The organism is Colwellia sp. D2M02 (assembly GCF_018860755.1).
GTDB lineage: Bacteria > Pseudomonadota > Gammaproteobacteria > Enterobacterales > Alteromonadaceae > Colwellia > Colwellia asteriadis.
This window is the reverse complement of sequence record NZ_JAHKPW010000033.1, coordinates 54,333-79,490: the sequence shown is the minus strand read 5'-3', so window position 1 is coordinate 79,490 and position 25,158 is coordinate 54,333. Positions and strand designations below refer to the sequence as shown.

19 protein-coding genes are annotated in these 25,158 nt (G+C 38.4%); 12 read left to right on the top strand and 7 right to left on the bottom strand.

From position 1 onward, the window contains the following. Positions 1-210 precede the first annotated feature (210 nt). From KO495_RS05415 to KO495_RS05400, 4 genes are all read left to right on the top strand, one after another. A complete protein-coding gene (locus KO495_RS05415; RefSeq protein WP_215979371.1) occupies positions 211-1,992 on the top strand; it encodes a nitrilase-related carbon-nitrogen hydrolase in 1,782 nt (593 codons plus the stop codon). A gap of 46 nt (positions 1,993-2,038) precedes the next feature. After that, positions 2,039-2,770, top strand: a complete 732-nt coding sequence (locus KO495_RS05410) for an alpha/beta hydrolase (protein ID WP_215979370.1) — start codon at positions 2,039-2,041, stop codon at positions 2,768-2,770. Between the two features lie 69 nt (positions 2,771-2,839). Further along, positions 2,840-3,730 (top strand): alpha/beta hydrolase-fold protein, encoded by an 891-nt coding sequence (locus KO495_RS05405; protein WP_252738819.1) that lies wholly within the window; start codon positions 2,840-2,842, stop codon positions 3,728-3,730. Positions 3,731-3,886: 156 nt separating this feature from the next. Beyond that, entirely contained in the window at positions 3,887-4,225 is a 339-nt protein-coding gene (locus tag KO495_RS05400) for a DUF6172 family protein (RefSeq protein ID WP_215979369.1), read from the top strand. A 175-nt stretch (positions 4,226-4,400) separates the two neighbouring features. On the opposite strand, the gene KO495_RS05395 is transcribed toward KO495_RS05400, so the two are convergent. Next, positions 4,401-6,065, bottom strand: coding sequence for a PH domain-containing protein (locus tag KO495_RS05395; protein WP_215979368.1), 1,665 nt, complete (start codon positions 6,063-6,065; stop codon positions 4,401-4,403). Continuing rightward, positions 6,058-6,600, bottom strand: coding sequence for a PH domain-containing protein (locus tag KO495_RS05390; protein ID WP_215979367.1), 543 nt, complete (start codon positions 6,598-6,600; stop codon positions 6,058-6,060). Before KO495_RS05390 ends, KO495_RS05395 begins: the two co-directional genes overlap by 8 nt. A 428-nt stretch (positions 6,601-7,028) precedes the next feature. Here KO495_RS05390 and KO495_RS05385 point away from each other — a divergent pair, with 428 nt between their 5' ends. The 6 genes from KO495_RS05385 (at position 7,029) to acs (ending at position 19,495) form a co-directional block, all read left to right on the top strand. Continuing rightward, complete coding sequence (locus KO495_RS05385) at positions 7,029-9,551, top strand: TonB-dependent receptor (RefSeq protein ID WP_215979385.1); 2,523 nt, start codon at positions 7,029-7,031, stop codon at positions 9,549-9,551. A 137-nt stretch (positions 9,552-9,688) separates the two neighbouring features. Next, positions 9,689-12,130, top strand: a complete 2,442-nt coding sequence (locus KO495_RS05380; protein WP_354668367.1) for a family 20 glycosylhydrolase — start codon at positions 9,689-9,691, stop codon at positions 12,128-12,130. 234 nt (positions 12,131-12,364) lie between these two features. Continuing rightward, positions 12,365-12,925, top strand: a complete 561-nt coding sequence (locus KO495_RS05375) for an RNA polymerase sigma factor (protein WP_215979366.1) — start codon at positions 12,365-12,367, stop codon at positions 12,923-12,925. 41 nt (positions 12,926-12,966) lie between these two features. Continuing rightward, positions 12,967-14,097, top strand: coding sequence for a FecR domain-containing protein (locus KO495_RS05370; protein ID WP_215979365.1), 1,131 nt, complete (start codon positions 12,967-12,969; stop codon positions 14,095-14,097). A 167-nt stretch (positions 14,098-14,264) separates the two neighbouring features. Beyond that, entirely contained in the window at positions 14,265-17,129 is a 2,865-nt protein-coding gene (locus KO495_RS05365) for a TonB-dependent receptor (protein ID WP_215979364.1), read from the top strand. 419 nt (positions 17,130-17,548) lie between these two features. Beyond that, complete coding sequence (gene acs / locus KO495_RS05360; RefSeq protein ID WP_215979363.1) at positions 17,549-19,495, top strand: acetate--CoA ligase; 1,947 nt, start codon at positions 17,549-17,551, stop codon at positions 19,493-19,495. 154 nt (positions 19,496-19,649) lie between these two features. Here the strand turns inward: acs and KO495_RS05355 are convergent, their stop codons facing one another. The 4 genes from KO495_RS05355 to KO495_RS05340 form a co-directional block, all read right to left on the bottom strand. Further along, positions 19,650-19,823: a hypothetical protein gene (locus KO495_RS05355; protein WP_215979362.1), complete on the bottom strand. Its 174-nt coding sequence runs from the start codon at positions 19,821-19,823 to the stop codon at positions 19,650-19,652. A gap of 145 nt (positions 19,824-19,968) precedes the next feature. Beyond that, positions 19,969-20,508, bottom strand: coding sequence for a manganese efflux pump MntP family protein (locus tag KO495_RS05350; protein WP_215979361.1), 540 nt, complete (start codon positions 20,506-20,508; stop codon positions 19,969-19,971). A gap of 36 nt (positions 20,509-20,544) precedes the next feature. Continuing rightward, complete coding sequence (gene bluB / locus KO495_RS05345) at positions 20,545-21,192, bottom strand: 5,6-dimethylbenzimidazole synthase (protein ID WP_215979360.1); 648 nt, start codon at positions 21,190-21,192, stop codon at positions 20,545-20,547. Between the two features lie 155 nt (positions 21,193-21,347). After that, positions 21,348-21,539 carry a hypothetical protein gene (locus tag KO495_RS05340; RefSeq protein WP_215979359.1) on the bottom strand — a complete coding sequence of 64 codons (192 nt, stop codon included), beginning with the start codon at positions 21,537-21,539 and terminating at the stop codon, positions 21,348-21,350. Between the two features lie 399 nt (positions 21,540-21,938). On the opposite strand from KO495_RS05340, the gene KO495_RS05335 reads away from it, so the two are divergent. Beyond that, positions 21,939-23,051: a 3-deoxy-7-phosphoheptulonate synthase gene (locus tag KO495_RS05335; protein ID WP_215979358.1), complete on the top strand. Its 1,113-nt coding sequence runs from the start codon at positions 21,939-21,941 to the stop codon at positions 23,049-23,051. 42 nt (positions 23,052-23,093) lie between these two features. Next, positions 23,094-24,245, top strand: coding sequence for a bifunctional chorismate mutase/prephenate dehydrogenase (gene tyrA / locus KO495_RS05330; protein ID WP_215979357.1), 1,152 nt, complete (start codon positions 23,094-23,096; stop codon positions 24,243-24,245). Positions 24,246-24,316: 71 nt separating this feature from the next. On the opposite strand, the gene KO495_RS05325 is transcribed toward tyrA, so the two are convergent. After that, complete coding sequence (locus KO495_RS05325; protein ID WP_215979356.1) at positions 24,317-25,117, bottom strand: transporter substrate-binding domain-containing protein; 801 nt, start codon at positions 25,115-25,117, stop codon at positions 24,317-24,319. Between the last annotated feature and the right edge of the window lie 41 nt (positions 25,118-25,158).

Here is a 25,158-nt window from a genome sequence, read left to right as displayed (position 1 = left end):
CTAACATAGGATAATCACTTGATGATAGTGCTATAAGCGAGCAAAAATACGCTATCGCTAATCTTAAGAAATGCTAAACTATTGTCCGTTTTATCATGTTGTCTTAATCTTTGGTTTTATTTGGGGCTTTAGCGCTTGATATTTATTCTCAAAGTTAGCTTTTTATTTAAAAAGTGATCGTATTAAGCAGTAACCAATGGAAATATCCCTATGCGCGTAGCGGTTTGTCAGTTTGCCAGCACAGACAGTGTTGAAAACAATTTAAGTACGTCAATTCGAATGATTAACGAAGCAGCCGCTGGTAAAGCCGATGTGATCGTATTACCTGAATATTGTAATGCGCCATGTTGGTATCAAGATCATAATCAAGCATGGCAATCAGCGCTATCGCTTGAGGGGAGCTTTTTACAAACCATTGCGGAACAAGCTAAACAGCACCATTGTTATATTTCCCTTGGTGTTACGTTGCGACGAGATGATATGCGTGAACATCAAAACGGTGATGTAAAGTCAAATATTAGTGTTAGCTCATGTTTGTTTGCTCCCTCAGGCGCGTTAATAGCACACAGTGATAAGCAAATCTTAATTGGCTGTGAGCAAGATTTTTTTGTTTGTACTAGCGCTAAATCAACCATTACGGATACCGAACTTGGCAATATAGGATTACTGGTTGGTAACGACAGCTTAGGTTTTGAACAAGCCCGTGCAATGACCTTGGCTGGCGCGCAAATTTTGTGTCATTCAACCAGTACTTTTGCAGTAGATCAAAGTAGCTTACATAGCCCTGCACGTGCCAGTGAAAATAAAGTATTTATTGCTTCAGCCAATAAAGTGGGAATGCTCATTGAACCAGCACATCACGATGCTTTTCTCGCGCAATATACACTATCCGAAAGTTATTTAGTGGCTGTAGGACAAAGTCAAATACTCTCATCAACGGGGGCGGTATTAGCGCAAATGTCAGCTAATGAAGAAGGGGTTATTTGGGCAGATATTAACTTAGCTGATGCCAATACTAAAAAGCGCCCAGACGGTAGCGATATTTTGAAACAACGCCGACCTGAGCTTTATCAAACCTTGTTAAGCTCAAACAATAACAGCAAAAATACTCACGCTGCACGAGTTGCCCCTAATACTGTTAACACCGCCATTTTTGCCACTTACACTAACCATGAGCAAGCACTTGAAGATGTTTGTTTTTATATTGAAAATAACCTCAGCGATATTATTCAGTTACCAGAGTTATTCTTTTTAGCCGATAAAAGCGTTTGTGAGAATAGCGAACAACGCAGCGCGTTAGAAAGCTTTAGTAAAACCGTGGAGCGACAAATATCTCAAGTATTAAGACCTTTTCAATATGTCTGTACCAGCTTAGTTATTGACGGTAAACATCAAGCGGTGTTAATTAGCGAGCAAGGTATTATCGCTATGCAGCAGCAACTTCACTTTTGTCAGCGTTACCAATGGACCGAGCTAGGTAATCACTTAAATATTATTGAAGTACCGTTAGAGCAAGGCTGTATCACAATTGCGATGTTAACCGCTGATGATGCCAACATTGCCGAAATTGTCAAAATAGCAGCAATAAAAGGTATTCATGTATTGCTAGTACCTTTTGATGTTCAAGAAGCAAGTGAAGTGCAATATCAATTATTAGCGCGGGCGGCTGAAAATAGAATTTGTTTACTCGGCGCAACACGTGAAAAAAGCCTTACTAATAACGCAACCGCAGCTTCCTTAATTTTTGAGGCGAATAGAGCCCAAAAGCAGGGCAATCACAAGCAAGTCAAAGCGCATAAATCAACGGGTTTTATTGCTAATTTGAGCGCAGATTTTACCTTGTTTACTCAGTGGCAAGGAAGAAAGCCCAGCGGCAGTATTAATCAACCTATTGTAAAGCCTCAGTTTGGTAAAATTACTAAAGCCTTAGTGCAACCCAATACCTCAACCAATAAACTATTGGCTGTTAATTACTCTGTTTTAACGGTATAACGATGATATAGCTGTCATTATTTATAGCGAACAAGGAAGCAACACCATGAAAAATAAAGTGTATTTACTACCGGGCACTATGTGTAACGAGCTTTTATGGTCGAAGCTATTGCCTGAGCTTACTTGTGCTGTAAGTGATCTTGAGTTTGTACACTTAGCTATTCCAGCTAATAAAAACTTTGCGCAATTGGCACAGTGGTTAGCAAACACCTTACCTTCAACACCTGTTGCGCTGATGGGGTTTTCATTAGGCGGTTATATTGCTAGTTATTTTAATTGCTGTTTTCCTGAACGAGTGGCCCAGCTTTTTGTTATTGCCAATAGCCCATGTGCGTTAAATCAAGCAGAGTTAAGTCAGCGAGAAGCCATATTATCAGCGGTTAAGCGTTATGGTTATCAAGGAATTAACCAGCAGCGCATTAATCAGTTTTTAGGTGCTGAAATGAGTAATCAAAAAACTGAAAAAAACACGACTGAACTAGCTAGGTTAATTCAACAAATGGATAGAGAGTTAGGTGAAGCGGAGTTTTTAAGTCAAATTGAACATACGTCATTGCGTGATGACTTACAAAGTACTTTGGCAAAGCTGAGTAACGCCATAACTTTTTACTATGCAGAGCAAGATACTATGGTCAATACTCCATGGCTTGAAGCACTAGTTAACAAAGCTAACAATAATAATATCACCTTGATTAAAACCCAAGGTAGTGCTCATATGTTGCCACTAACTGAGCCAAAAGCATTGGCGCAGCAGTTGTTGCTTTGGTTAGAACGGTAAAAATCATCAAAATCATCAAAATCATCAAAATCATCAAAATCATCAAAACCACTAAAAAGGCCCGTAACATTGAAATTATTTCATGCGAGTTGTTCATCTTTAAATACGTTAATTTTTGTTTTTTTATCCATCTTAATCAGCGTTGTTTTTTCTTCTGCTTCAATGGCAACCCAAGCCTTCAAAATCCCGCGCAGTGTGGTAGTTGATATAAAAGACTCAACCAGCGAGGCGGTTTATCCGTTGTTTATTAAGTTACCTAAAAATTATCAGCACTCTGCGGATAAAACCTATCCAGTTATTTACTTAACCGATGCTTGGTATAGCTTTCAAATAGTGTCTGGGGCAACTCGTTATCCTATGAACTCAGGAGCAATAGAGCAGGCGATTATTGTTGGCATTTCTTATGCGAAGGGGTCGAAAGGTGATAGCAGTAGAGTGTTAGATTATACGCCAACGATTAATAGCGCATGGAAGAAAAAAACCGGTGGTGCTGCTAAATACATGGCATTTCTTGAGCGCGATGTGATTAGTTATATTGAAAAAAATTACCGAGCAAAGCCAAATGATCGAGCATTTGTTGGTAATTCGCTAGGCGGGCTATTAGGTACTTATATTTTGCTGACTAAGCCAGAATTATTTAACCACTATATTTTAGGCAGTCCGTCATACTGGTTTGATGAACATATGATTTTTAAGCTGGAAACCGCGTTTCAACGTAGTAAAAAAGTGATTGAGGCTAATGTGTTTATTGCGATTGGCGAGCGTGAAACTATTGGTCTTGATAGTAATTACGATATGGTGGGCGATGCTGAAAAATTTTATCAGCAAGTACTGGCATGGCAGCAACCAAAATTAAATGCCAAGTTATTGATTATTAAAGAAGCTAATCATGAAAGCGCTTTTCCGACTACCGCCATTCAAGGGCTACAGTGGGTCTATAAAAAAGCGCAAAGCAAATAAAGTACTATTGCACGTAATGCTCTGTCGCTACTTAGTAAAATTTAACGTAAAATAGCGCTATTATTTTATTACCGTTAAGCTGTACTTAACGGATATTTACCTTTTATTGGGCTAACTTTAACGTATTGCTCAGTATGACTTGCTTTGAAGGGCATTATGAAAAAAACATTTGAATTAACTCATCCAAAAATTAAAATTGAAAGACGTGTTGATGCTGTTAAACATGAAGTAAAAAAATACTTAAAAAGAGAGCGCAAAAAAACGTTACCTGAAGGTGCTGATTTTTGGGACTTTGATTGTAAGTTTGGTAATACCCAAGCTGAAGCGAAAACAGTACATTTATCACAAATAAATAAGTTAATTGATCAAACGCAAGTTGAAAAATTAACGTCGTTTTATATTGAAGTTATCGCTAAAGCGGCCAACAAGCCTGTACGCGCATTGTCAGATGATGACTTTGACTTAGATGATGAAGACTTTGATAGCGAAGATTAATCGTTAATATTAGTTGTTAATTTAACTAGTTAATTTGAATAATTAATATAAGAAGTTAAGACAAAAAATTAAGATGAAAAGTTAATACAAGCGCTTCTCGTTAATCGCGCTAGGTAACCTTTTGAGTAAAAAACCGACACTAGGCGTCGGTTTTTTTGTGCCTATGTTTTAATCATTACATCCATGACTTATCACTTGACTCTACTTGCATTAAGGTTTTATTGAGTAATTGATAAGCAGCGTTTTGCGATAGGTAAGGGATAGTTATTGTGCCAGCAGCGAGAATAAACCTTGTAGTAGCGAGTTGGCTTTTTTCCATCATAATACTTTGTTTAAGGGTGGTTTGTTGTACTTTGTAAATAGGAAAACAATAGTAATCTACACCTACATAACCTTTACGCACATAAATAAAGTGTTCATCACTGGCATAGCCCCAGCGATACCAGCGCATTACAATAAGAAAACCGATAAAAACAAATGGAACAATTAGGCTTGCGGCAAGCTCATATTGCGCCGTATACAATAAGGTACTTTGACAAAAAGCAAATAGTGGCAATAGCATATACGCCAAGTAACGAACTAAAAAGTGTTTGCTAATCGCGGTAAAGTTTACCGTTGAGAGATTGTTTTCGGGGTACACTTCATTAATTAATTGCAGACTTTGCTCAGGGGTAATTGATGGCACCATAATTTTATTATTAAGTGCCTGAGTGCTGGCGCCGTAAAGCTTAGCACCACTTTGTTCAAATTTTAGGTTAATGCGCTTGAGTACCATATCAAGCCAGTCTTGCTTTTGTATAATCATTTGCAAACGAGACAAGCGCATAGTGACTTCGTGTTTGGTAAACAGTCCGCTACGGCGAATATATTTATCGCCTACTTTAGATAAGGTGTAGCCATAGAAGGTCATTACCGAGCCCAAAATAGAAAATAGTGTTAAGGCGAACATCATTAAAAAGGTAATCGTTAGAGCATATAAACCAACTTCTAGCCATGAATGAGTGTTCAAATCAAAAGCTGCCGCTAAATTAATGCCGTAATTACTGAGTTTTTCATTGATAAAGGCATAAGCATTATCAAAAAAAGGAGCACTTGCGCCTAAAAAAATCCAAATACGGTTGCTGGTAACTCCATGAATAATTAAATCTTTTACTGAACGTGTATTTAGCAAGGTTTCTTGTTGGGCACTAGTTAAGTTAGTGTCATGAGTACTTAGGGTACTTGCTAAAGGTTTTTTATCATCAGAACAGTCTTCATTATTATGTTTTTCATGTTGAGCTAAAATTTCTTTCTTTAAAGCTTCTGCAAAGGCTAATGGCAACGCTGCAATTTTTACTTCTTGCTTACTTGAGCCCGCAGTATCAAGCTGTAGACAAGCATAGCCGGTTAAGCGGTAATAAATAGGCTGCTCTAACTTAACATTTTGAATGCGTGAAAAAGGTAAATTAGTGTGTGATTTTTTAAAAACACCGGCACGAATCTCAATGGTATTTTTAGATAAGCGGTATTGAAAATAATAAAACTTAAGCACAGCAGAAATGGCTAATACCGTTAATAAGGTGATAACAATAGGTAACCACAGCGTTGGGTTTTCAGTAATTTGCTTATAACCAATAATCAAGGCTGGCGCAATATAAATAAGCTGCCCGAATAAGCCTTGGATAAAACTCATAGCAAAAAATAAAATAGCAATGGGTGATAAGCGTTGCCACTGTTTTGTTTGTGCTTGATTATTCTGGTAGTTACCGCTTAAGTGGCTACTCTCATGAGTATTAACTTCACTAGTAGTTTCTTCATGAGTATTTGCGGCATCATTGCCTGAGAGTTTGGTATTAGGCATGCTCAATAGAACCTTTGTGACGTAAAATGAATTCACGTAGCTTTTGTGCCTGTGCTAAAGGTAACCCAGGGATTTGAAAGGTTTCTAATGCACCACCTGCGCTAAATACTTGGATAGTAGCTAAACCTACTTTGCGCTCAATTGGCCCTCGTTTTAATTCTATGTGCTGAATGCGTACTATCGGTTGAGTTACTGTTTTTTTAAATACGAGTCCTGCGCTATAGCTTAAATCATGTTCCCGTAAAGCGTAGCTTTTCAGAGGATCGGCTAATCGTCGATAAACTATCATGATGAAGCCCAAGGCCGCTATTAACCAAATGGCAAAGCCGAGTAAGTTGGTAATATGCGCTGGTATTTCTAAAAATGGCTGATACTTAACGGCTAACACCACCAATATCGTTAATATTGTACTCACCAAAATAACGACCATATTGGTTTTAGCATAACGACTCGATAATGGCTGTTTGGGTAGTAACTCAAGATCAGGCAAGGTTTGTGAGTCAATCAATTGATTGCTAAATGTTGAAGAATGCATGCAAATTGTCTTTTCAGTGAAATATTAATGAATTAGTACTATATCAATGCGTTAGTTCAGGAGTTAGTGTTTTATCTCACTAATTACTTCATTTAAGTCACTTCATTTAAGTCACTTCATTTAAATAACTTTAGTGACTCTCTCTAATTCTAAAAATATTAATTTAAATTAAGTGTTTGTTTTTTTTCGCTTTGTTAATTCAGCTTGAAAAATAATTGAAAAAGCAATTCCCAAAACACCACTGCTGTTCGTTTCTATATTACGTAAGGTTTATAAAAGTGCGCTAGGGCATAAGCCATATCGTCAAGACCTTATAAAAACACCTAAAACAATAATTAAGTAATGGGCAATTGCGTGCTTACCAAGATAGTGCGATTAAAGCCCATTCAATGAAAGTACGCTCTATCAAGAGTGTTATGAGGGACATGATGAGTATTCAAAAACACCAAATAAAAAAATCTGCACTGTATTGCGCTGTAATGACCGCATTATTTATTGCACCACACTCTTTTGCTGAACAAGCCGAGGATAAACCATCACAGAAAAAAGAGTCGTTAGTCGATTTAGAACGTATTGTTGTGACTGGTAGTGCAGGGCGAGGTCAAACTATTTTAGAGTCGTCAGTTTCGGTTACCTCACTTAATGCCGAGCAAATGGCACGTGAAATGCCTTTAGGGACTGCTGACCTATTAGAGTCTGTGCCCGGTTTTTGGGTTGAGGACTCAGGCGGAGAAACTAATAACAATGTTGCTCCACGTGGTTTACGTGGCGGTGAAGGCTTTCGTTATATTGGCGTTGAAGAAGACGGTTTACCGGTGGTTTATGATGGTGTTTGGGTTGATTTTTACCAACGACAAGATGTTACCATTGACCGTATGGAAGCAGTGCGAGGCGGCACCAGTGGTTTATTAACAACCAATGGCCCAGCAGCATTAGTTAACTTTATTACGCGTAAACCCACTGATGAAGCCGAGGGAACTGTAAAACTTTCTTATGCCGATTATGGCATGATGCGCTTTGATGGTTTTTATGGTGCGCCAATTAGTGAAAACTGGAAAATGTCGTTAGGTGGCTTTTATCGTCAATCAGACGGGGTTCGTGATACGGAGTTTACCGCGGATGATGGCGGTCAAATTCGTGCGAATTTAGTACGCGACTTTGATGATGGTCAATTAACTATATCAGCTAAATATCTTGATGATCATACTACTTTTTATGTTCCTATTCCGTTGCAGAATCAAAGCGACCCACAAGGTATTCCTGGGGTTGATCCTCAATCGGGGACTTTGTTGGGCAAAGATCAACAAAGGCTCGGTTACTTAAAACAAGATGGTAGTTATTTAACCCGTGATTTAGAAGATGGTCAGCACACTAAAATGAGCAGTGTTGGTTTTGATTTTGATTGGGATTTATCTGATTACTGGTTCATGAATGCAAAAGCGCGTTATTCAAAATTTGAAAACGACATGTATATTTTATTAAATTTTGACAACTCGACGCTCGTTGATGCGAATACTCGCCTACAAGCCGATGATGTTAACAATATGCTGGCGCATTTTGCCGATCAAGGTGCGGTCAATGCCGCTTATCGATTTGTTAACTCAGGAGAGTTATTACAAAATCCAAGTACCTTAAATGGTAATGGTTTAGTGACCACAAGCTACCCACTTTATTCTCGTTATGAAGCTGAGCAATTGGTGAGTAAATTAAGCTTTACCTACGAAAATGAGCAACACAGCTTAACCTTTGGCTGGCTATACGCTGGTGTAGATGCTGATGACTTACCCGTTGATAAATGGGAGTCACAGTATTTAACTGAAGTAAGAGATAATGCTCGCCGTTTAGATATTGTTGCTTTAAATAGTCAAAATGAAGTCGTTGGGCAATTAACAGACCAAGGTTCAACGGGTTATGCGCCAGGTTGGGGGCAAGCAACAGCCTACGGCACAACAAGCTCACATTCATTATTTATCAATGAAGAGTTTCAAGCGACTGATAATTTGCGACTTGATGGTGGTATACGTATTGAAAGGCTAACGCTAGATAGTACCGCATCGGGAACATTATTTGCGCAAGAAGTTGATGGCGCTTTTGATGCCAATGGCAATGATACCGATAACATCATGGCCAATAACTATACCGATATGCCATCAGACGTTTTTTACAATAAAAAAACAGATGTTACCGAAACGGCATGGACTATAGGTTTTAATTATACCTTCAATGAAGATATTGCGATGTTTGGTCGTTATGCGGACGCATTTGAAATGCCACGTTTATTAAGCCATGGCCAAGGTATTCATTCAGGAGCAGATGCCGACTTTAATGACACCGTACACTTAACGTTTGGTGAAATAGGTGTACGTTACTCAGGTGATACTTTAGGAACATCTGTAACGTTATTTAATACTAACTTTGAAGACTTAACTGAGCGTAACTTTACTGGCAGTAATGGTGAAGTGTCTAACCAAACGGTTGATGCCATTACAACGGGTGTAGAGTTTGAAGCGATTTGGCAGCCGACTGATGATTTATCGTTTGAGCTGACTGGTGTGCTACAAAACCCTGAAATGGAAGGCTTTGACGGCGACTTCAGTCACTGGGAAGGTAATCAAGTTAAGCGTACCCCTAAAGTACAACTACGTTTAACCCCTACCTACCATTTTGATAACGGTAATGTTTACTTAACCGTTCATCATTTAGGTGAACGTTTCTCTGATGGGCAAAATGAGTTTGAATTGCCCGCTTATACCACGATTGACGCTGGGGTTATTTATCAGTTTACAGAAGGGCTAAGCTTGCACCTTAAAGGCACTAATTTATCAAATGAAATAGGCTTAACAGAAGGTAACCCAAGAGCGATAAACGACCAACAGGCAGGTTTTGATTATTACTATGCTCGCCCAATACTAGGGCGTACGTTTAATGCTTCACTAACCTTTGATTTTTAAATAATTTAGAACCACCCGAACACACGTTTATGGCATTGTGAAGTATTAACGCGCGTTATGTTAATGCTTCACCCTTTATTTGCCCCCGCACTCTCCCTAAATCATGTGCGGGTTTTTTATTTTTAAGGATAGCGAGAGTGAAGATTTTACCAACGATTAATTGTTTAACTTACCTAGTATTAGCGGTTTCTATATCTTTAGGAGTGACCTTTCCTAGTGCCGCCAAACAAGCGAGTGAAGTATTCCAACAAGAGTTACCACAACACCAGCAACAACGGTTGTTTCCTCAACCACAAACCGTTATTTGGCGCGAACAGCATTTCAAATTTAACCAAAATACTCGCTTCACTTATAACAGTGAAGAAGCTAGCACCGTAGCGCATTATTTTAGTGACTTTATTCAACCTGCTACAGGGTACGTACCCGAGCTTATTGACATAAGTGCTCAAAAGAATACTAATGAAGTAAGAGACAATAACGAAGAGAACAGCAATGTTATTGAATTCTCTCTTATAAAATCAAGAGATAAAACCGAGAGTTATTACCTTAAAGTCACCGACAAAAAAATATTTTTGCGTGCTAATAGTGAGGTTGGACTATTTTATGGCGTGCAAACATTAAGACAGTTACTGCCCGCAGAAATAGAAACGAGAATGCCGATTAATAAAAGCCATTGGCTAATTAACGGCGTAGAAATTAATGATTCACCGCGCTTTAATCACCGAGGGATGCATTTAGATGTAAGTCGCCACTTTTTTAATGTTGGGTTTGTAAAGCGCTATATTGATTGGTTGGCCTTTCATAAGATGAATGTTTTTCAATGGCATTTAACCGATGATCAGGGCTGGCGCATTGAAATTAACAGCATGCCTGAGTTAACTCGTACAGGGGCATATCGAAAAAAAACCGTCGTTGGGCATACCTACGATTATCAATCGTTATTTGACAATAAAGCGCACAGTGGCTTTTATACACAAGCGCAAATTAAAGATGTAGTGGCTTACGCTAAAGCTCGCCATGTAGAAGTTATTCCAGAAATTGATGTACCAGGGCATACCTCAGCATTACTCGCGGCTTATCCACAATATTCATGCCATCAACAAGCGGTTCAAGTGGTAGAGCGTTTCGGTATTTTTGAAAATGTACTTTGCCCAACAGAAGCAACATTTGCCATGCTGACTAAAATTTATCAAGAAGTGGCGGCGTTGTTCCCCTCTAAATACATTCATATTGGTGGCGATGAGGTGATTAAAAAGCAGTGGCTTGAAAGTTACTTTGTTCAACAGTTAATGCAAGAGCAAAACTTAAATAGCCCAGAAGAAGTGCAAAGCTATTTTATTAAACGGGTCAGCGCTATTATTAGCCAGCTTAATAAAACCTTAATTGGCTGGGATGAAATTATGGAGGGAGGTATTGCTAAGGATGCGGTAATTATGTCGTGGCGCGGTACGCAAGGTGGTATTAGTGCCAGTAAAAAAGGTCACGATGCCATTATGAGCCCTTATCAGTTTACCTATTTAGATGCTTATCAATCTCGTTCTGTTGAAGAGCCTAAAGCGATTCACGGCTTTTTACCATTGAAAATGGTTTACGACTATGAGCCTGTACCTGCGGATTTACCCAAAGACAGCGCTAAGCATATTTTAGGTGTACAAGGAGCTTTATGGACCGAATATGTAAAAACCGCGCGTCATGCTGAATATATGCTTTTTCCTCGTTTAAGTGCACTAGCTGAGGTGATGTGGAGTAAGCCCGAGCAGAAAAACTGGCAACGCTATAGCGGCGGCATTAAAGCGCTGCTAACACGTTACCAATATATGGGATTGAACCCAAGCTATAGCGCCTTTAATGCCACAGCCACAGCGAATATTATTAAGCAAGGTGCGCAGTCCAGTAACGCTGCTTTATTGAGCGTCAGCATGCAAAGTGAGATAAGCTCGCAACATATATTCTATCGTACTTATCCCCCCATTTTTGCTGAGCAGTTTTCTGGAAAAGTTTCAGAGCAGCCATTAACGCAATGGCAACCATACCAAAAGGCAATAACAGTGAATACGCCAACAACCTATCAAGTTGTTACTCAAGCACCACAAGGTGGTCAGTATTTTGGTAATACTCAACTTACGGTAGCTCCCCATAAAGCGTTAGGGAAAAAAATTAGTTTTGTGCATGAACCGAGTTCTGGGCGTGAGCGAATTCTCGATGGCGTAATGGCCTACGATCAATATTATAATGTTGAAGACTTTGCCGTTTTTTATGATGAAGACTTAGATGCCACGATAGATTTTGTTCAAGAGACTAAAATTAGCCAAGTCGTTATGGGAGTTGATACTGGTAAACATAGACAGCTTCACCCGCCGAAACGTGTTGAAGTTTTTGGCTCAAATGATGCCCAGCAGTGGCAGTCACTGGCATTATTGACCGAAGCTGACGCTGCCTTAAATCATCCCGTACTTAATATGAAATTTAGCCCAGTAAATTATCGTTATTTACGCGTTGTTGCGCAAAACCGTAAAAATTCTGCTGATCCACAAATACCTGAATTACCTTTATATATTGATGAAATAGTCGTTTATTAACTGGTATATTTAATACTCCAGCTTGTACGATGCGAAACCCTTTTTTCGCATCGTACAAGGTTAAAGCTTAGGTTAATTGTTAGCTGCACGGTATAAGAACATAGTGCAAGGTGTATCTAAAAACATGCGCTTAAAAATTTAAGTTACTTTAAAATTCCCAAAGTAGCCGTCTCAATCGTTATATAAGTAAGAGGCTTGAAAACAAGGTAGGTTTAATGAGTTACATTAGGGATTATGATGAATGAAGCAATGAAAAGCTTTGACGAACTGTCGTTTGATACGCTCTCAAGTAGCGAGCAACGCGTTGCTGAGGTTAAAGCGCTATATCAAAATCACCACCAAAATTTAATACAAAGAGTGATGGCTAAAGGACTCGGTAAGCGTGAGGCTGAAGAAGTTGTTCAAGAAGCATTTGTTCGTCTATTAGGGCTCGATAATAAAGACATTAGCAATTACATTCAGGCATATTTATATCGCATAGCTTTTAATTTAGCGATTGATAAAATGCGCCATAATGCCCGTAGTCCAGAAGATGAAGGCATTGAGCAAGAGCTGTTTTATAACGATGTTACCTCGCCTGAGCGAAAAAATGAGTCGTTACAGCTATTAGAAAAAATGACATTGTCGATAAAATCACTGCCGTTAAAATGTCGACAAGCCTTTATCTTATATAAAATTAAAGGTTTAAGTTATACCGAAATTGCTACCCAGATGAATATATCTGAAAGTATGGTAAGAAAATATGTGCTACGTGCGGTACGACATTGTTTTGATGAACTTCAATCTGACTTGTAATTTAATGGACAAAAAAGTAGTCATTATGGCTAGAGTAAACTATGAAAAACACTGATATTTCCGAGCAAGCGCTAAAAGATAAAGACTCAATTGAGCACATTAATGAGCAAGCCTCACTGTGGTTACTGACACTTGAAAATGAGCCAAGTACACAACAGCGTCAAGCTTTTGAACAATGGTTACAAAATAATCCGCAGCATCAAAGTGCTTTTGAAAAAGCACAGCATATGTGGGAAATTGCTGATGCATTAGCAATTGATGACTTCGCTGAAGATCTGGCTATGTTACCTGAGAAGCAGAGCTTGATCGCAAAGCTACAACAAAGTGCACATCAATTATTTGGCGCCTTTACAATAAAAAAAGTTCAATATTATGCTGCATTTAGCACGGCCTTATTGATGGTGTCATTGTTAGTTATTTCTACAGGAAACATCTCTACGCAATCACTTATTGCGCAGCAACAAAGTGATGAACAACAAAACCTTAAGCTGGCTAATAACGAGTGGCTTACCGATGTTGCAGAACATAAAACGATAACTACTGCCGATGGCACTGTTATTTATTTAGCAGCAAAAACACACCTTACGGTTAGTTTTACCGAGCATGAGCGTAATATTTATTTACATCAAGGCGAGGCATTATTTACCGTTGCTAAAGATAAAAACCGCCCGTTTATTGTGCACAATAATGGGAGAACCGTGCAGGCTATTGGTACCATTTTTAATGTAAAAGAGTCTAAAACGTTACTTGCTGTTGCGGTACTTGAAGGGATTGTTAAAGTTAAATCGCAACGCTATGTAGAACAAAGTGCAGATGAAAGTCCTCGACTTATTGATAACAGCGTTGAGCTTAATGCCGGAGAAACTGTGCAGGTTAAAGAAAGCGGAGAGATAAGTGCCGCGTTAACTATGACGCTAAGCGACGAAATGGCTTGGCAACAGGGGCGTAGTAGTTATGTTGATACTAATTTAGCTAATGTAATTTTTGACTTAAAGCGTTACTCGAATTTAAATATTCATATTGCCGACCAAGCGGTGGCTGATATGGGTTATACCGGCAGCATTATTTACGATAAAGTTGACGATTGGTTAATTGCCTTACCTTATATTTTCCCTGTTGAAGTTGAGCGCTATGGTAATACGGTGGTTATTAGAGCAAGTAAGGAGCAATAACGGTAAACGAATAAATAGCATTCTCTTTTAAAAGAGCCATTTTATAGCTTACATATTGCAGAGCGCAGAATACTGTAGATAAAATAATATAAAGTAAAAAACTAAAAACAAAATAATAAAAACAACAAAGATAAAGCATCAAACGATGCTTATTTGTTTTAGGTAATATGATTAAAAACAGGTCTCCACGTTTTCTCACCTGGATAAGCACCATTAAACGTTTTGTTCTTAATGGTGCTTTTGTATGTCTGCTACTTTCTGGTTTTTCTGTCTTGGCTGAACAAGCTAGCGTCGATCCGGTTAAAGCTGAGTTAGCTCAACCTAATGTAAAAAAAGCTAAGCGGGATGTTATTAACGCCACGGAGATATTTACATTTATTTTTTTAGGTGGACAACTCGAGCAAGCACTATTACAGCTCGCTCAGCAAACTGATATGCAATTAGTTATGCGTTCAGTGTCATCTAAGGCATCGTTAACTCCGCTAACCTTAACCGCTCCGTTAAGTGATATTTTAACCACTTTGTTAACCGATAGTGGTTTTGAATATCAGTTGTTATTTGACGAGCAGGTAATTTTAATTAGCTTGAAAGCTGCGGTACTACAACCTAATGATGCGTTAAGTACTCATGGCGAGCAAATACTTGAAAATGATGCTTGGGAGCACATTTTAATTACGGCGCAAGGTAGTCAGCATCGGAGTATTTTGGCGTCATCTACCTCTGTTACTTATTTAAATCGTGATAAATTAGCCAAATTATCACGTGAGAGTACGGCTGAAATTTTACAACAAGTCCCTGGGTTTTGGGTTGAAGGCTCAGGCGGTGAAACCAATAATAATGTTGCTCCTCGAGGGCTAAGAGGTGGGGAAGGTTTCCGTTTTATCAGTTTAATGATGGATGGTTTACCTGTTGTCTATGATGGTGTTTGGCCAGATTTTTTCTTACGACAAGACCTTATGACGGCTGGAGTCGAAACAATTAGAGGTGGTAATAGTGCTATTTTAACGGTCAATGGTCCTGCCGCCGTGGTTAATTTTATTAGTGAGAAGGGCTCTGATGTTAGCAAAAATCAATGGCGATTCAGCCAAGGTGTTGATCATGACTTTACCCGCATAGACGCTTTATCAAGTGGCGCTATTACTGATAACTGGTATTACGCACTTGGTGGCTTTTATCGCTTTAATGATGGGGTTAGAGCGCCGGGTTATATTGTAGATAAGGGCGGACAAGTAACACTTAACCTAACCAAACGCTTTACACAGGGGGAAGCGAATTTTTCACTGAAACATTTAAACGATACAACGACCTTTTTCCCCCCCATAGCAATGACCAATGCTGAAGAGCCTCAGGCAATTTCGGGTATTAATGCTAACTATGGGACATTGTTAAGTAGTGATTTTAATCAGCTGCACTTTAAAACTCCTGAGGGCATCATCGTAAGAGATATTGATGATGGCCAAAAAACGAAAATGACACGATTTGATATGAATTTACAGTGGGATATTAGCGATAATGTTCACCTCAATAATAAGTTTAGTGTGGCTGATATGGCTAATACTATGTATGCAATGATGAACTTAGGTAATGACACCATTCTTAATGCCACAGAGCAACTTAACAGCCCATTTGTGCAAAATTTTATTAATAAAACTCAAGCAGAACACCCCAATAAAATCATTAAAGCGGCTTATAGTTATAGTCATGATCAGAGTATTGTTAACGCTCCCGAACACCTCAACGGTAATGGTTTAGTCACTTTTGCTTATCCTTTGTACTCACATTATCAGCAGCAACAATGGCTTAATCACCTTAATGCTGATATTGAATTAGAACATTGGCGCTTAAGTTTTGGCCACATTTTAGCGTTAAATAATTTTGATAGTTTACCGCTAGACAAGTGGCAAGGTGAACTATTAACTGAAGTTAAACATCAACCTAAGCGTTTAGATATTGTTGCGCTTGATCAAGAAAGTCAAATTATCGAAACTTACAGTGAAAATGGCTTTACCTCTTATGCTGGACCTGGTTATTTAGATGGTGACGGTAGGGCGTTGTCTCACTCTTTATATGGAAATATTGAATGGCAACCGCTAGATAAGCTCATTATTGATTTAGGAATACGATTAGAGCATCTATCACTACAGTCGAGTGCCAGTACTGATAAAATATACGACCTTGATGATAGTCAATTTCAAGCTGTTTATAAGAGTGACTACACTTTTACTAAAAAGGAGAGCTTTACTGAGCTGGCATGGAGTGTTGGTGGTAATTATCAATTAACAAAACAGTCAGCACTATTTTTTCATTTTGCCAGTGGCTTTGAAATGCCTAAGTTAATCACCTTTGGCAATGAAATAGGTTGGGGCGATTACTTAGATAGTATTCCAGCTGAAGTAGGCTTTGGCGAACCAGTTACTTTGAATTTTGCCGAAGGTGGTTTGCGTATGGCTGATAATAATTGGCGTATGACCGCAACCCTTTTTGAAACACGGTTTAATCCGCTAGCTTTTACAGTTTTTCGAGGGCTATACGACAATCAAGAAAGCTTGTTTATTGACACTAATACCCGAGGCGTTGAGTTTGAGTTTGATATAAACCTCACTGATCGCTTTCATCTTTCTGGCTTAGGTGTTTGGCAAAAAGCTATTTTTAGTGGGATTCCAAATGCACTGAAAGAAAGTACTTATAACGGTAACCAAATAACACGAACACCTGAATTGCAGTTGCGATTAATGCCAAGTTACCAATTCGATAATAGCGAAGTGTTTATGACCTTAGCTTATATAGGTAAACGCTATTCAGATATTGCCAACCGTTTTGCTTTACCTGCTTACACTGTAGTTGATTTAGGTATTAGTACAGCATTAACCGATAACATTGAGCTTGCATTACTGGCTAAAAATATCACCAATACGGTTGGGATCACTGAAGGTAACCCTCGTGATGGTATTGCTTACAGCGATAATGCTAATTTTTATACGCGTGCTATTTTTGGTCGTTCGATTGTATTTAACATTGAGCTAAGCTTTTAATTCCTTGCTGGGTCATATGTTGTTACATTCAACTATAGCAGAAGCTGTTATTGTTTAGATGACAGCGTTGTCAGTATTATTTTTCAGTGTTATGGTTATGGGTTAGTAAGACTAATTTATTGTTTATTTCTTATTTAATAGAGTAAAAACGTAAATTAAGACTAAAGGCGTATATAAAAAGCGTCATAAAAATTCTAGCATGTTGGCTATCAAATAATGAAAACGTACTCTTTATCGCTTGTGGTAAGTGTTTTATCGCGATAAAAGTGTTTAATATTTTTATTAAATGTACTTTTTGTAGCACAGATAAAATTGCTAACAAGCCATATAGAAAAACTAATATTAAAAATAATTAAACTTATAAAAATAAACTAATACTTCAAGTTAATAACCTCAAGTTAAGTCCGAAGGAAGAAATAATGAAAGAATTACAATCTCGTTATCCAGTGTCAGAAAAAGCTAAAGCGCATACTCATATTGACGCGGCTACTTACGATGCAATGTATAAGCAATCTATTGAGCAACCTGATGTTTTTTGGGGTGAGCAAGCTAAAGAGTTTATCGATTGGTACCAACCATGGGATAGCGTTAGTAAGGTTGATTTAAAAAATTCTGAAATTAACTGGTTCTCAGGCGCAAAATTAAACGTAAGTTATAACTGTATTGACCGTCATTTAGCGACAAAAGCAAACGATACTGCGATTATTTTTGAAGGTGACGATCCAACTGAAGACCTTAAAGTTACTTATCAAGAGCTACATGATCATGTTTGTCGTTTTGCTAACTTATTAAAAGAGCGCGGCGTTAAAAAAGGTGACCGCGTATGTATTTACATGCCAATGATCCCAGAAGTAGGCTACGCGATGTTAGCGTGTGCACGTATTGGTGCAATTCACTCTGTGGTATTTGGTGGTTTTTCTACAGAGTCAATTAAAGCCCGTGTCCTTGACGCCGACTGTAAAGTGGTTATTACTGCCGATGAAAGTTTACGTGGTGGTAAGCGTATCCCATTAAAAGCAAATGTTGATGCTGCGGTTGCTGATTGTCCAAATGTACATTCAGTTATTGTGGTTGCTCGTACGGGTGGCGATGTTGCTTGGAATGAAAAAACTGATATTAATTATGAAGAAGCGGTAGCTAAGCAATCAGCGGTTTGTGAACCTGAAGTGATGGATGCAGAAGATCCATTATTCATTCTCTATACCTCGGGTTCAACGGGTACGCCAAAAGGTGTTGTACATACTTGTGGTGGTTACATTCTTTATGCGGCAATGACACATAAATATGTCTTTGATTACAAGCCAGGTGAAATTTACTGGTGTACCGCCGATGCTGGCTGGATCACAGGTCACTCATATATTTTCTACGGCCCATTAGCAAACGGTGCCACTACGCTAGTATTTGAAGGTGTTCCAACATATCCTGATGCAGGTCGTTTTTGGCAAGTATGTGAAAAGCATAAAGTTAACGTATTTTATACAGCGCCAACAGCCATTCGTGCATTAATGAGCGTTGGTGACGAATTAGTTAACCAGTCTGATTTATCGTCGTTACGTTTATTAGGCTCAGTAGGCGAGCCAATTAACCCTGAAGCGTGGAACTGGTATTACGAAGTTGTTGGTAAGCGTAACTGTCCAATTGTTGATACTTGGTGGCAAACAGAGACCGGCGGTATTTTAATTACCTCATTACCAGGCGCGGTTGATATGAAACCAGGTTGTGCTGGTAAACCTTTCTTTGGTGTTCAACCTGCTTTATTTGATAAAGACGGTAATACCCTTGAAGGAGAAAACCAAGGTTTATTAGTGATGACGGCAAGCTGGCCGGGTCAATTACGTACCGTTTATGGCGATCATAACCGTTTCTACCAAACGTATTTAGGTCAATACCCGGGTAACTACTTTACCGGTGATGGCGCTAAGCGTGATGAAGATGGTTTTTATTGGATTACAGGTCGTGTTGACGATGTATTAAACGTATCAGGTCACAGATTAGGTACAGCTGAAATTGAAAGCGCTTTAGTGCTTCATCCTGCTGTAGCTGAAGCGGCAGTTGTTGGTTACCCTCATGAAATTAAAGGTCAAGGCGTATACTGTTATGTTACCTTAATGGGTAATGCTACAGAGTCTGATGAGCTTAACACTGAGCTTAAAGAATTTGTTGCTAAAGAATTAGGACGTTTTGCTAAGCCTGATTACATTCAGTGGGCACCGGGTTTACCTAAAACACGTTCAGGTAAGATAATGCGTCGTATTTTACGTAAAATTGCTGAAAATGACGTTGATACTTTAGGTGATACTTCAACATTGGCAGACCCAAGTGTTGTTGAAAACTTAATTGACCAACGTATTATTCATGGCGGTTAATAGCACTGAATTAGCAAAGCGATATGCTTAGTGGCTATCGCTTTGTGACTGATAAATTATTGAATTTGAAAAAGCGCCGTAAGGCGCTTTTTTTATTCAATTACTACCAGCTCCTACGGCGGGTCAATTTTATTGGGTATTATTTAATGTTGTCTTACTCATTAAGGTGCTTATTATTATGTAAGTTAACTAAACCTAAAATAATAAACATTACCCCAATAGCATAAAAAGCAAGTTCAGCGCTAATAAAGGCAGCGACACCAAATATAATGCCGCTAGCAATAAATACATAGCCACTTTTATCTTTTACAGTCGTATTGTTAGCCATAACAAATGCTCCTTTTGTTTAAGTTGGCGAGGATGAAAAGCATGGTTTTTTTTATACTTACTTTAAGGAGGGCCCTTTAAGCGTAACACTAAGTAATAAAGCTCCATTTACTTGCGCGTTCTTCATGCTTATCTCATCTAAAATATTAGAACAATAATATGTTAAAGCCAATTAAAACTAAGATAATTCCACCAAGTAGTTCGGCTTTACTTTCAAGCCAAGTACCACTTCTTGCGCCAATAAACACACCTATCCAACTGAAAAACAATGTAGTAATGCCAATAATAAAACAGGCTATAAAGGGGTTAACATCTAGTAAGGTTAAGGTGAATCCTGCGGCCATTGCATCAATACTGGTTGCTATCGCCAACACTAAAATTACCCTGTGGCTTATTTTGGCAATACTTTCTTCTATGCCCTCACTTAAGGATTCATAAATCATCTTTATGCCAATAAGTAGTAGCAAAGCAAAAGCAAGCCAATGGGAATATGAGGCCACCCAACCTAAGAGCCCTTTACTACCTACATAGCCAATTAAAGGCATAAAACCTTGAAATAGGCCAAAGTAAAGTGCAACCATGAGTGCTAATGATTTTGTTTTTTTATCATGTTTTGAGCCTAAACCTATAGCAACAGCGAAAGCATCCATACTTAAGGCAAGAGCCAGTATTATTATTTCAATCATAAATACAACCTATAAGACTGAGTAAGTTCATTAATGTTAAGTTTTTGACCAACGGTTGAAATGAATCACATCATTAATATCCATACGAGGTAACCAGCCTTTTTCTTCTAACTCTGGTTTATTTTTAAATTCAGAGACATAGCCAATACAAAGATAAGCGATAATATCAATATGCTCAGGAATCCCTAATACATCGCGTAATACAGCATCTTCAATAATGCTAACCCAACCTAAACCTAAGTTTTCGGCTCGAGCGGCTAACCACATATTTTGTATGGCGCAAACTGCACTGTATAAATCCATTTCTGCTTTGACAGTACGACCTAATACCACTGGGCCGTTTCTACTTCTATCGCAAGTAACACAAATACCTAATGGCGCTTCAATAATACCTTCAAGTTTTAGTTTTTTATATTGTGAACGCTTGTCGGCTGAAAACAGAGATTCTGCTTGCTCATTAGCTTGAGTAAATCCTGCTTTAATGGCTACTTTTGTTTGTTCATTATCGACTACAATAAAGTCCCACGGCTGCATAAAGCCAACACTTGGCGCGTGGTGTGCCGCTTTTAAAAGGTTAGAAAGTACATCGTTTGGAATGGGTGTTGGTAAAAATTCACTTCTAACATCACGACGAGAGAATATCACTTTGTAGAGCGCATCACGCTCGCTTTCACTTATATTCATGCTTTATAGGAAGGACAGCTGTTCAATGGCGCTATGATAAATTAATTAGCAGTGAAATAGTATTATCTAGCGATTTTACTGGGGAAAGAGTGTTTTTTTGGGTAGCTTGCCAGCAAGGGGAGGGAAGCTCTATTACTGGATATTAATAGCGTTTTTTATGATAGGCCTGCCATATAAACTAAAAAGCCAATAAAACCAGCAAATAAAAGCAAACCAATAACTACCATTAAGCTTAATGTTTTTGACTGACTCATTGAGTCAGTGAGGCCTTGGGGAGGAGCTAACCCTAATACACTTAATACTACGTCAATAAGTACCATATCACTCCCTAGTAAACCCTTTTTCATATGAGTTGCTTGTTTTTTGTGTCAGTGTTCTTGTGTCTGCTTTTATGCACTATCTCAATTTAAGCTATGCACCAACAAAGCGCAAGACGATTCATTTTATTCAGATTAATTCTTCCTTTTAACGCACTTTTACGCCATTGAGGGAGGCATTACCGAGTTTTTTTAAAGTTTTTACTCAAATTAAGGTGTTTTTAACAAATTAGCACTATACAAGTGCAAAAAAGAATGTAAAATTATAATTACAAATCGCGTAAATAATTGTTTACGATTTCTTGTTTTTGGTTTTTCTTGTCTGTGTAGCGTTAAAAACACAGTGTAATGGTTAAGGTAAATCTTGATATTCGGCTCATGTTATTTAGTTAGCGGACTACCCTAATAACTTATTTAAAAGGAACAGCCATGACCGCCTCCAACTCAGTTACTGCAATAGCAAATAATTCAGTAAAAAATAGTGCTAATAACATTCACGTTAATGCTGAGCACGTTTTAATTACACCAGCTGCTTTACGAGCAGAGTTACCTTTGTCAGACAGTGGTCGAGAGTTTGTATTACAAGCTCGAAAAACTATTGCTGATATTGTTCACAAACGAGACCCTCGTTTATTAGTAATTTCTGGGCCATGTTCAGTGCACGATGTTGAAGCGGCTAAAGCTTATGCGAGAAAGTTAAAAGCGTTGCATAACAAATACCAAGGTTCGTTATATGTAGTGATGCGTGTTTACTTTGAAAAACCACGCACTACAGTTGGCTGGAAAGGTTTAATCAACGATCCGCATATGGATGGCTCGTTTGATGTTGAAACAGGTTTACGTAAAGCACGTGAACTTATTTTGTACTTAACAGAGCTAGGTTTACCGTTAGCAACCGAAGCACTTGACCCAATTAGCCCGCAATATTTAGCAGAGGTATTTAGTTGGTCTGCTATTGGCGCTCGTACTACTGAATCGCAAACGCATCGTGAAATGGCGAGTGGTTTATCTATGCCTATTGGTTTTAAAAATGGCACAAACGGTAGTTTAGGTGTTGCTGTTAATGCAATGCAGTCAGCGGCATCTCCACATCATTTTATGGGCATTAATCGTGAAGGGCAGGTGGCACTTATTCAAACCTCTGGCAATCCCGATGGCCATGTGATTTTGCGAGGCGGTGGCGGCAAGTCAAATTATGACGCTGATAGTATTTTAGCCTGTGAAGAAGCTTTAGCGAAGCAAGAGCTTGACCCAACAATTATTGTTGATTGTAGCCATGGTAATTCAAACAAAGACTACACTCGCCAAAGTATTGTTGCCAATGATGTTATAGAACAAATTTGTGCTGGTAATAAGTCTATTATTGGTATTATGCTGGAAAGTAATTTGGTTGCGGGTAATCAAAGCAGCGAACTACCTAAAGAAGCGCTACAATATGGTATGTCAGTAACAGATGCTTGTATTGATTTTGAAACTACAGAACAACTCTTAGCTGATGCTAACACTAAATTGTCTAGCTGTTTAAGCGCACGTATTGCATAGTGATTAAAAATAGCTCGTTGGAAGCTTAAAGAATAGGAATTTATGAGTAATATTGACAACAATGCTGATTTTGATAATAAGCTTAATGCATTGCGTAATGAAATTGATGATATTGACAGTGAGTTAGTCAATTTATTGCGTCGACGTTTAAGCGTTACCACTAAAGTGGGTGAGTTAAAAAGCGGTGTTGGGATGCCTATTTATGACCCTGTACGTGAGGCGAGCTTGTTTAAAAAACGCCGACAACAAGCGAGCGAAGCGGGCTTATCTCCAGCGCTTATTGAAGATGTGCTGCGTCGTTTAATGCGCGACTCCTACGTAAGTCAAGATGCGAGCGGTTATCGTTGTGTAAACCCCGACTGCAACAAAGTGGTTGTGGTTGGTGGTAAAGGTCAATTAGGCAGTGTTTTTGTTGATCTTTTTACTCGTTCAAATTATCAAGTGGCGATTATTGAACAAGAAGATTGGCCAAATAGCGCAGCTATTTTGGCTGATGCCAGTGTTGTGATTGTTGCGGTGCCTATTCGCCTAACCTCAATGGTTATTCATCATTTAAATCAATTACCTTCTGATTGTATCTTGGCTGATTTAACCAGCATTAAAGAGTCACCTTTGTATGAAATGAAAAAAGCGCACCAAGGGCCTGTCGTTGGTTTACACCCAATGTTCGGTCCTGATGTAACCGGGTTAATTAAGCAAACAATTATTGCTTGTGAAGGGCGTTTTCCTGAAAAATATCAGTGGCTACTACAACAGTTTCAAGTGTGGGGAGCAAAAATTTATCCCGTTGAAGCCCATGAGCATGATCAAGCGATGTCAATGGTGCAAGTGATGCGTCATTTTTCTACTATCGCTTACGGCTATCATTTAATGGCTGAAGGTGCTGATATAGAAAAACTGGTAGATATGAGTTCACCTATTTATCGCTTAGAGCTGATTATGGTTGGGCGACTCTTTGCGCAAGACCCAGTACTGTATGCAGATATTATTTTCTCAAACAAAGAAAATGTGAATATGATGAAGCGCTTTGCTTATCGTTTCTTAGAGTTATTAGAAGATGTTGAGCAAGATGACAAAGATGCCTTTGTTGATATGTTCAAGCACGTTTCTGATTGGTTTGGTGATTATGCTGAAACTTTCTTGGAAGAAAGCAAATTAATGCTACTTAAAGCGAATGAGCTTAAAAAGCATTAACAGTAATTAAGTTGCCGTTGTAAGCCTAAATGCCTAAAAGAGTGTTTTGTTTGAAGGTTTAATATTATTACTCAGCTTGTTGCCAGTTCTGCTTTGCAGCGTTTAGGGAGTTGTTGATAAAAGTGTTCAGCTAAACTCTTATCAATTTTCATACTCTCGAGGGTGTTATTGAACTCTGTCACAAACTCAGGGGTAACGGACTCTTTGTTAAAAATAAAATATATAGGGGTTTCAAAAAGGACTTCAGTGTTTATAACTATATTGCGATAACCATTACGCTGTAACTCACTACATAATACCATTTCGTCATCTATTACGGCATCGACACGACCTAAGTGCAACATTTTTAACCGGTTAGTCGTTGTAGGGCTATAACTGAAGTTTTGGTATTTACTTTTAGCTGTTTCTATTTCTTCACCATACCAACCCGCATAATTAATGGCTATGATCTTGTTCAAGTTTAATAGCCGCTGTAAGCTTTTTGTCGGTGTGATATCAGCATCATCTGCGCGATAGGCAAATTTGTTTATTTCATTACGATAAGCGGTTGAATAAAAAAATTCTTTAGCTCGATCTGCCGTTTTACTAGCGCCCAGTACAATATCAAATCGCCCAAGCTTTAATTCTAATAAGGCACGACGTTCAGGAAAGTGGAAAACCTCTAACTTGCATCCCATACGCGTTAAAATGAGTGAGAGTAATTCAACATCAGTACCTGTACTTACCCCGTTTTCATCTTGATAAATATAAGGGTACCATTCAGATGTTGATGATAGTCTTAATGAGGTTTTACACTCGTCAAATTTAGCTAATGCAAAACAAGAGTATGATGTTAATAAGGTTAGTAATAAATACTTTATAAATAATGTCATAAGCTCAGTATAGTGTTAGTAAAGTAATAAACATGTGTATT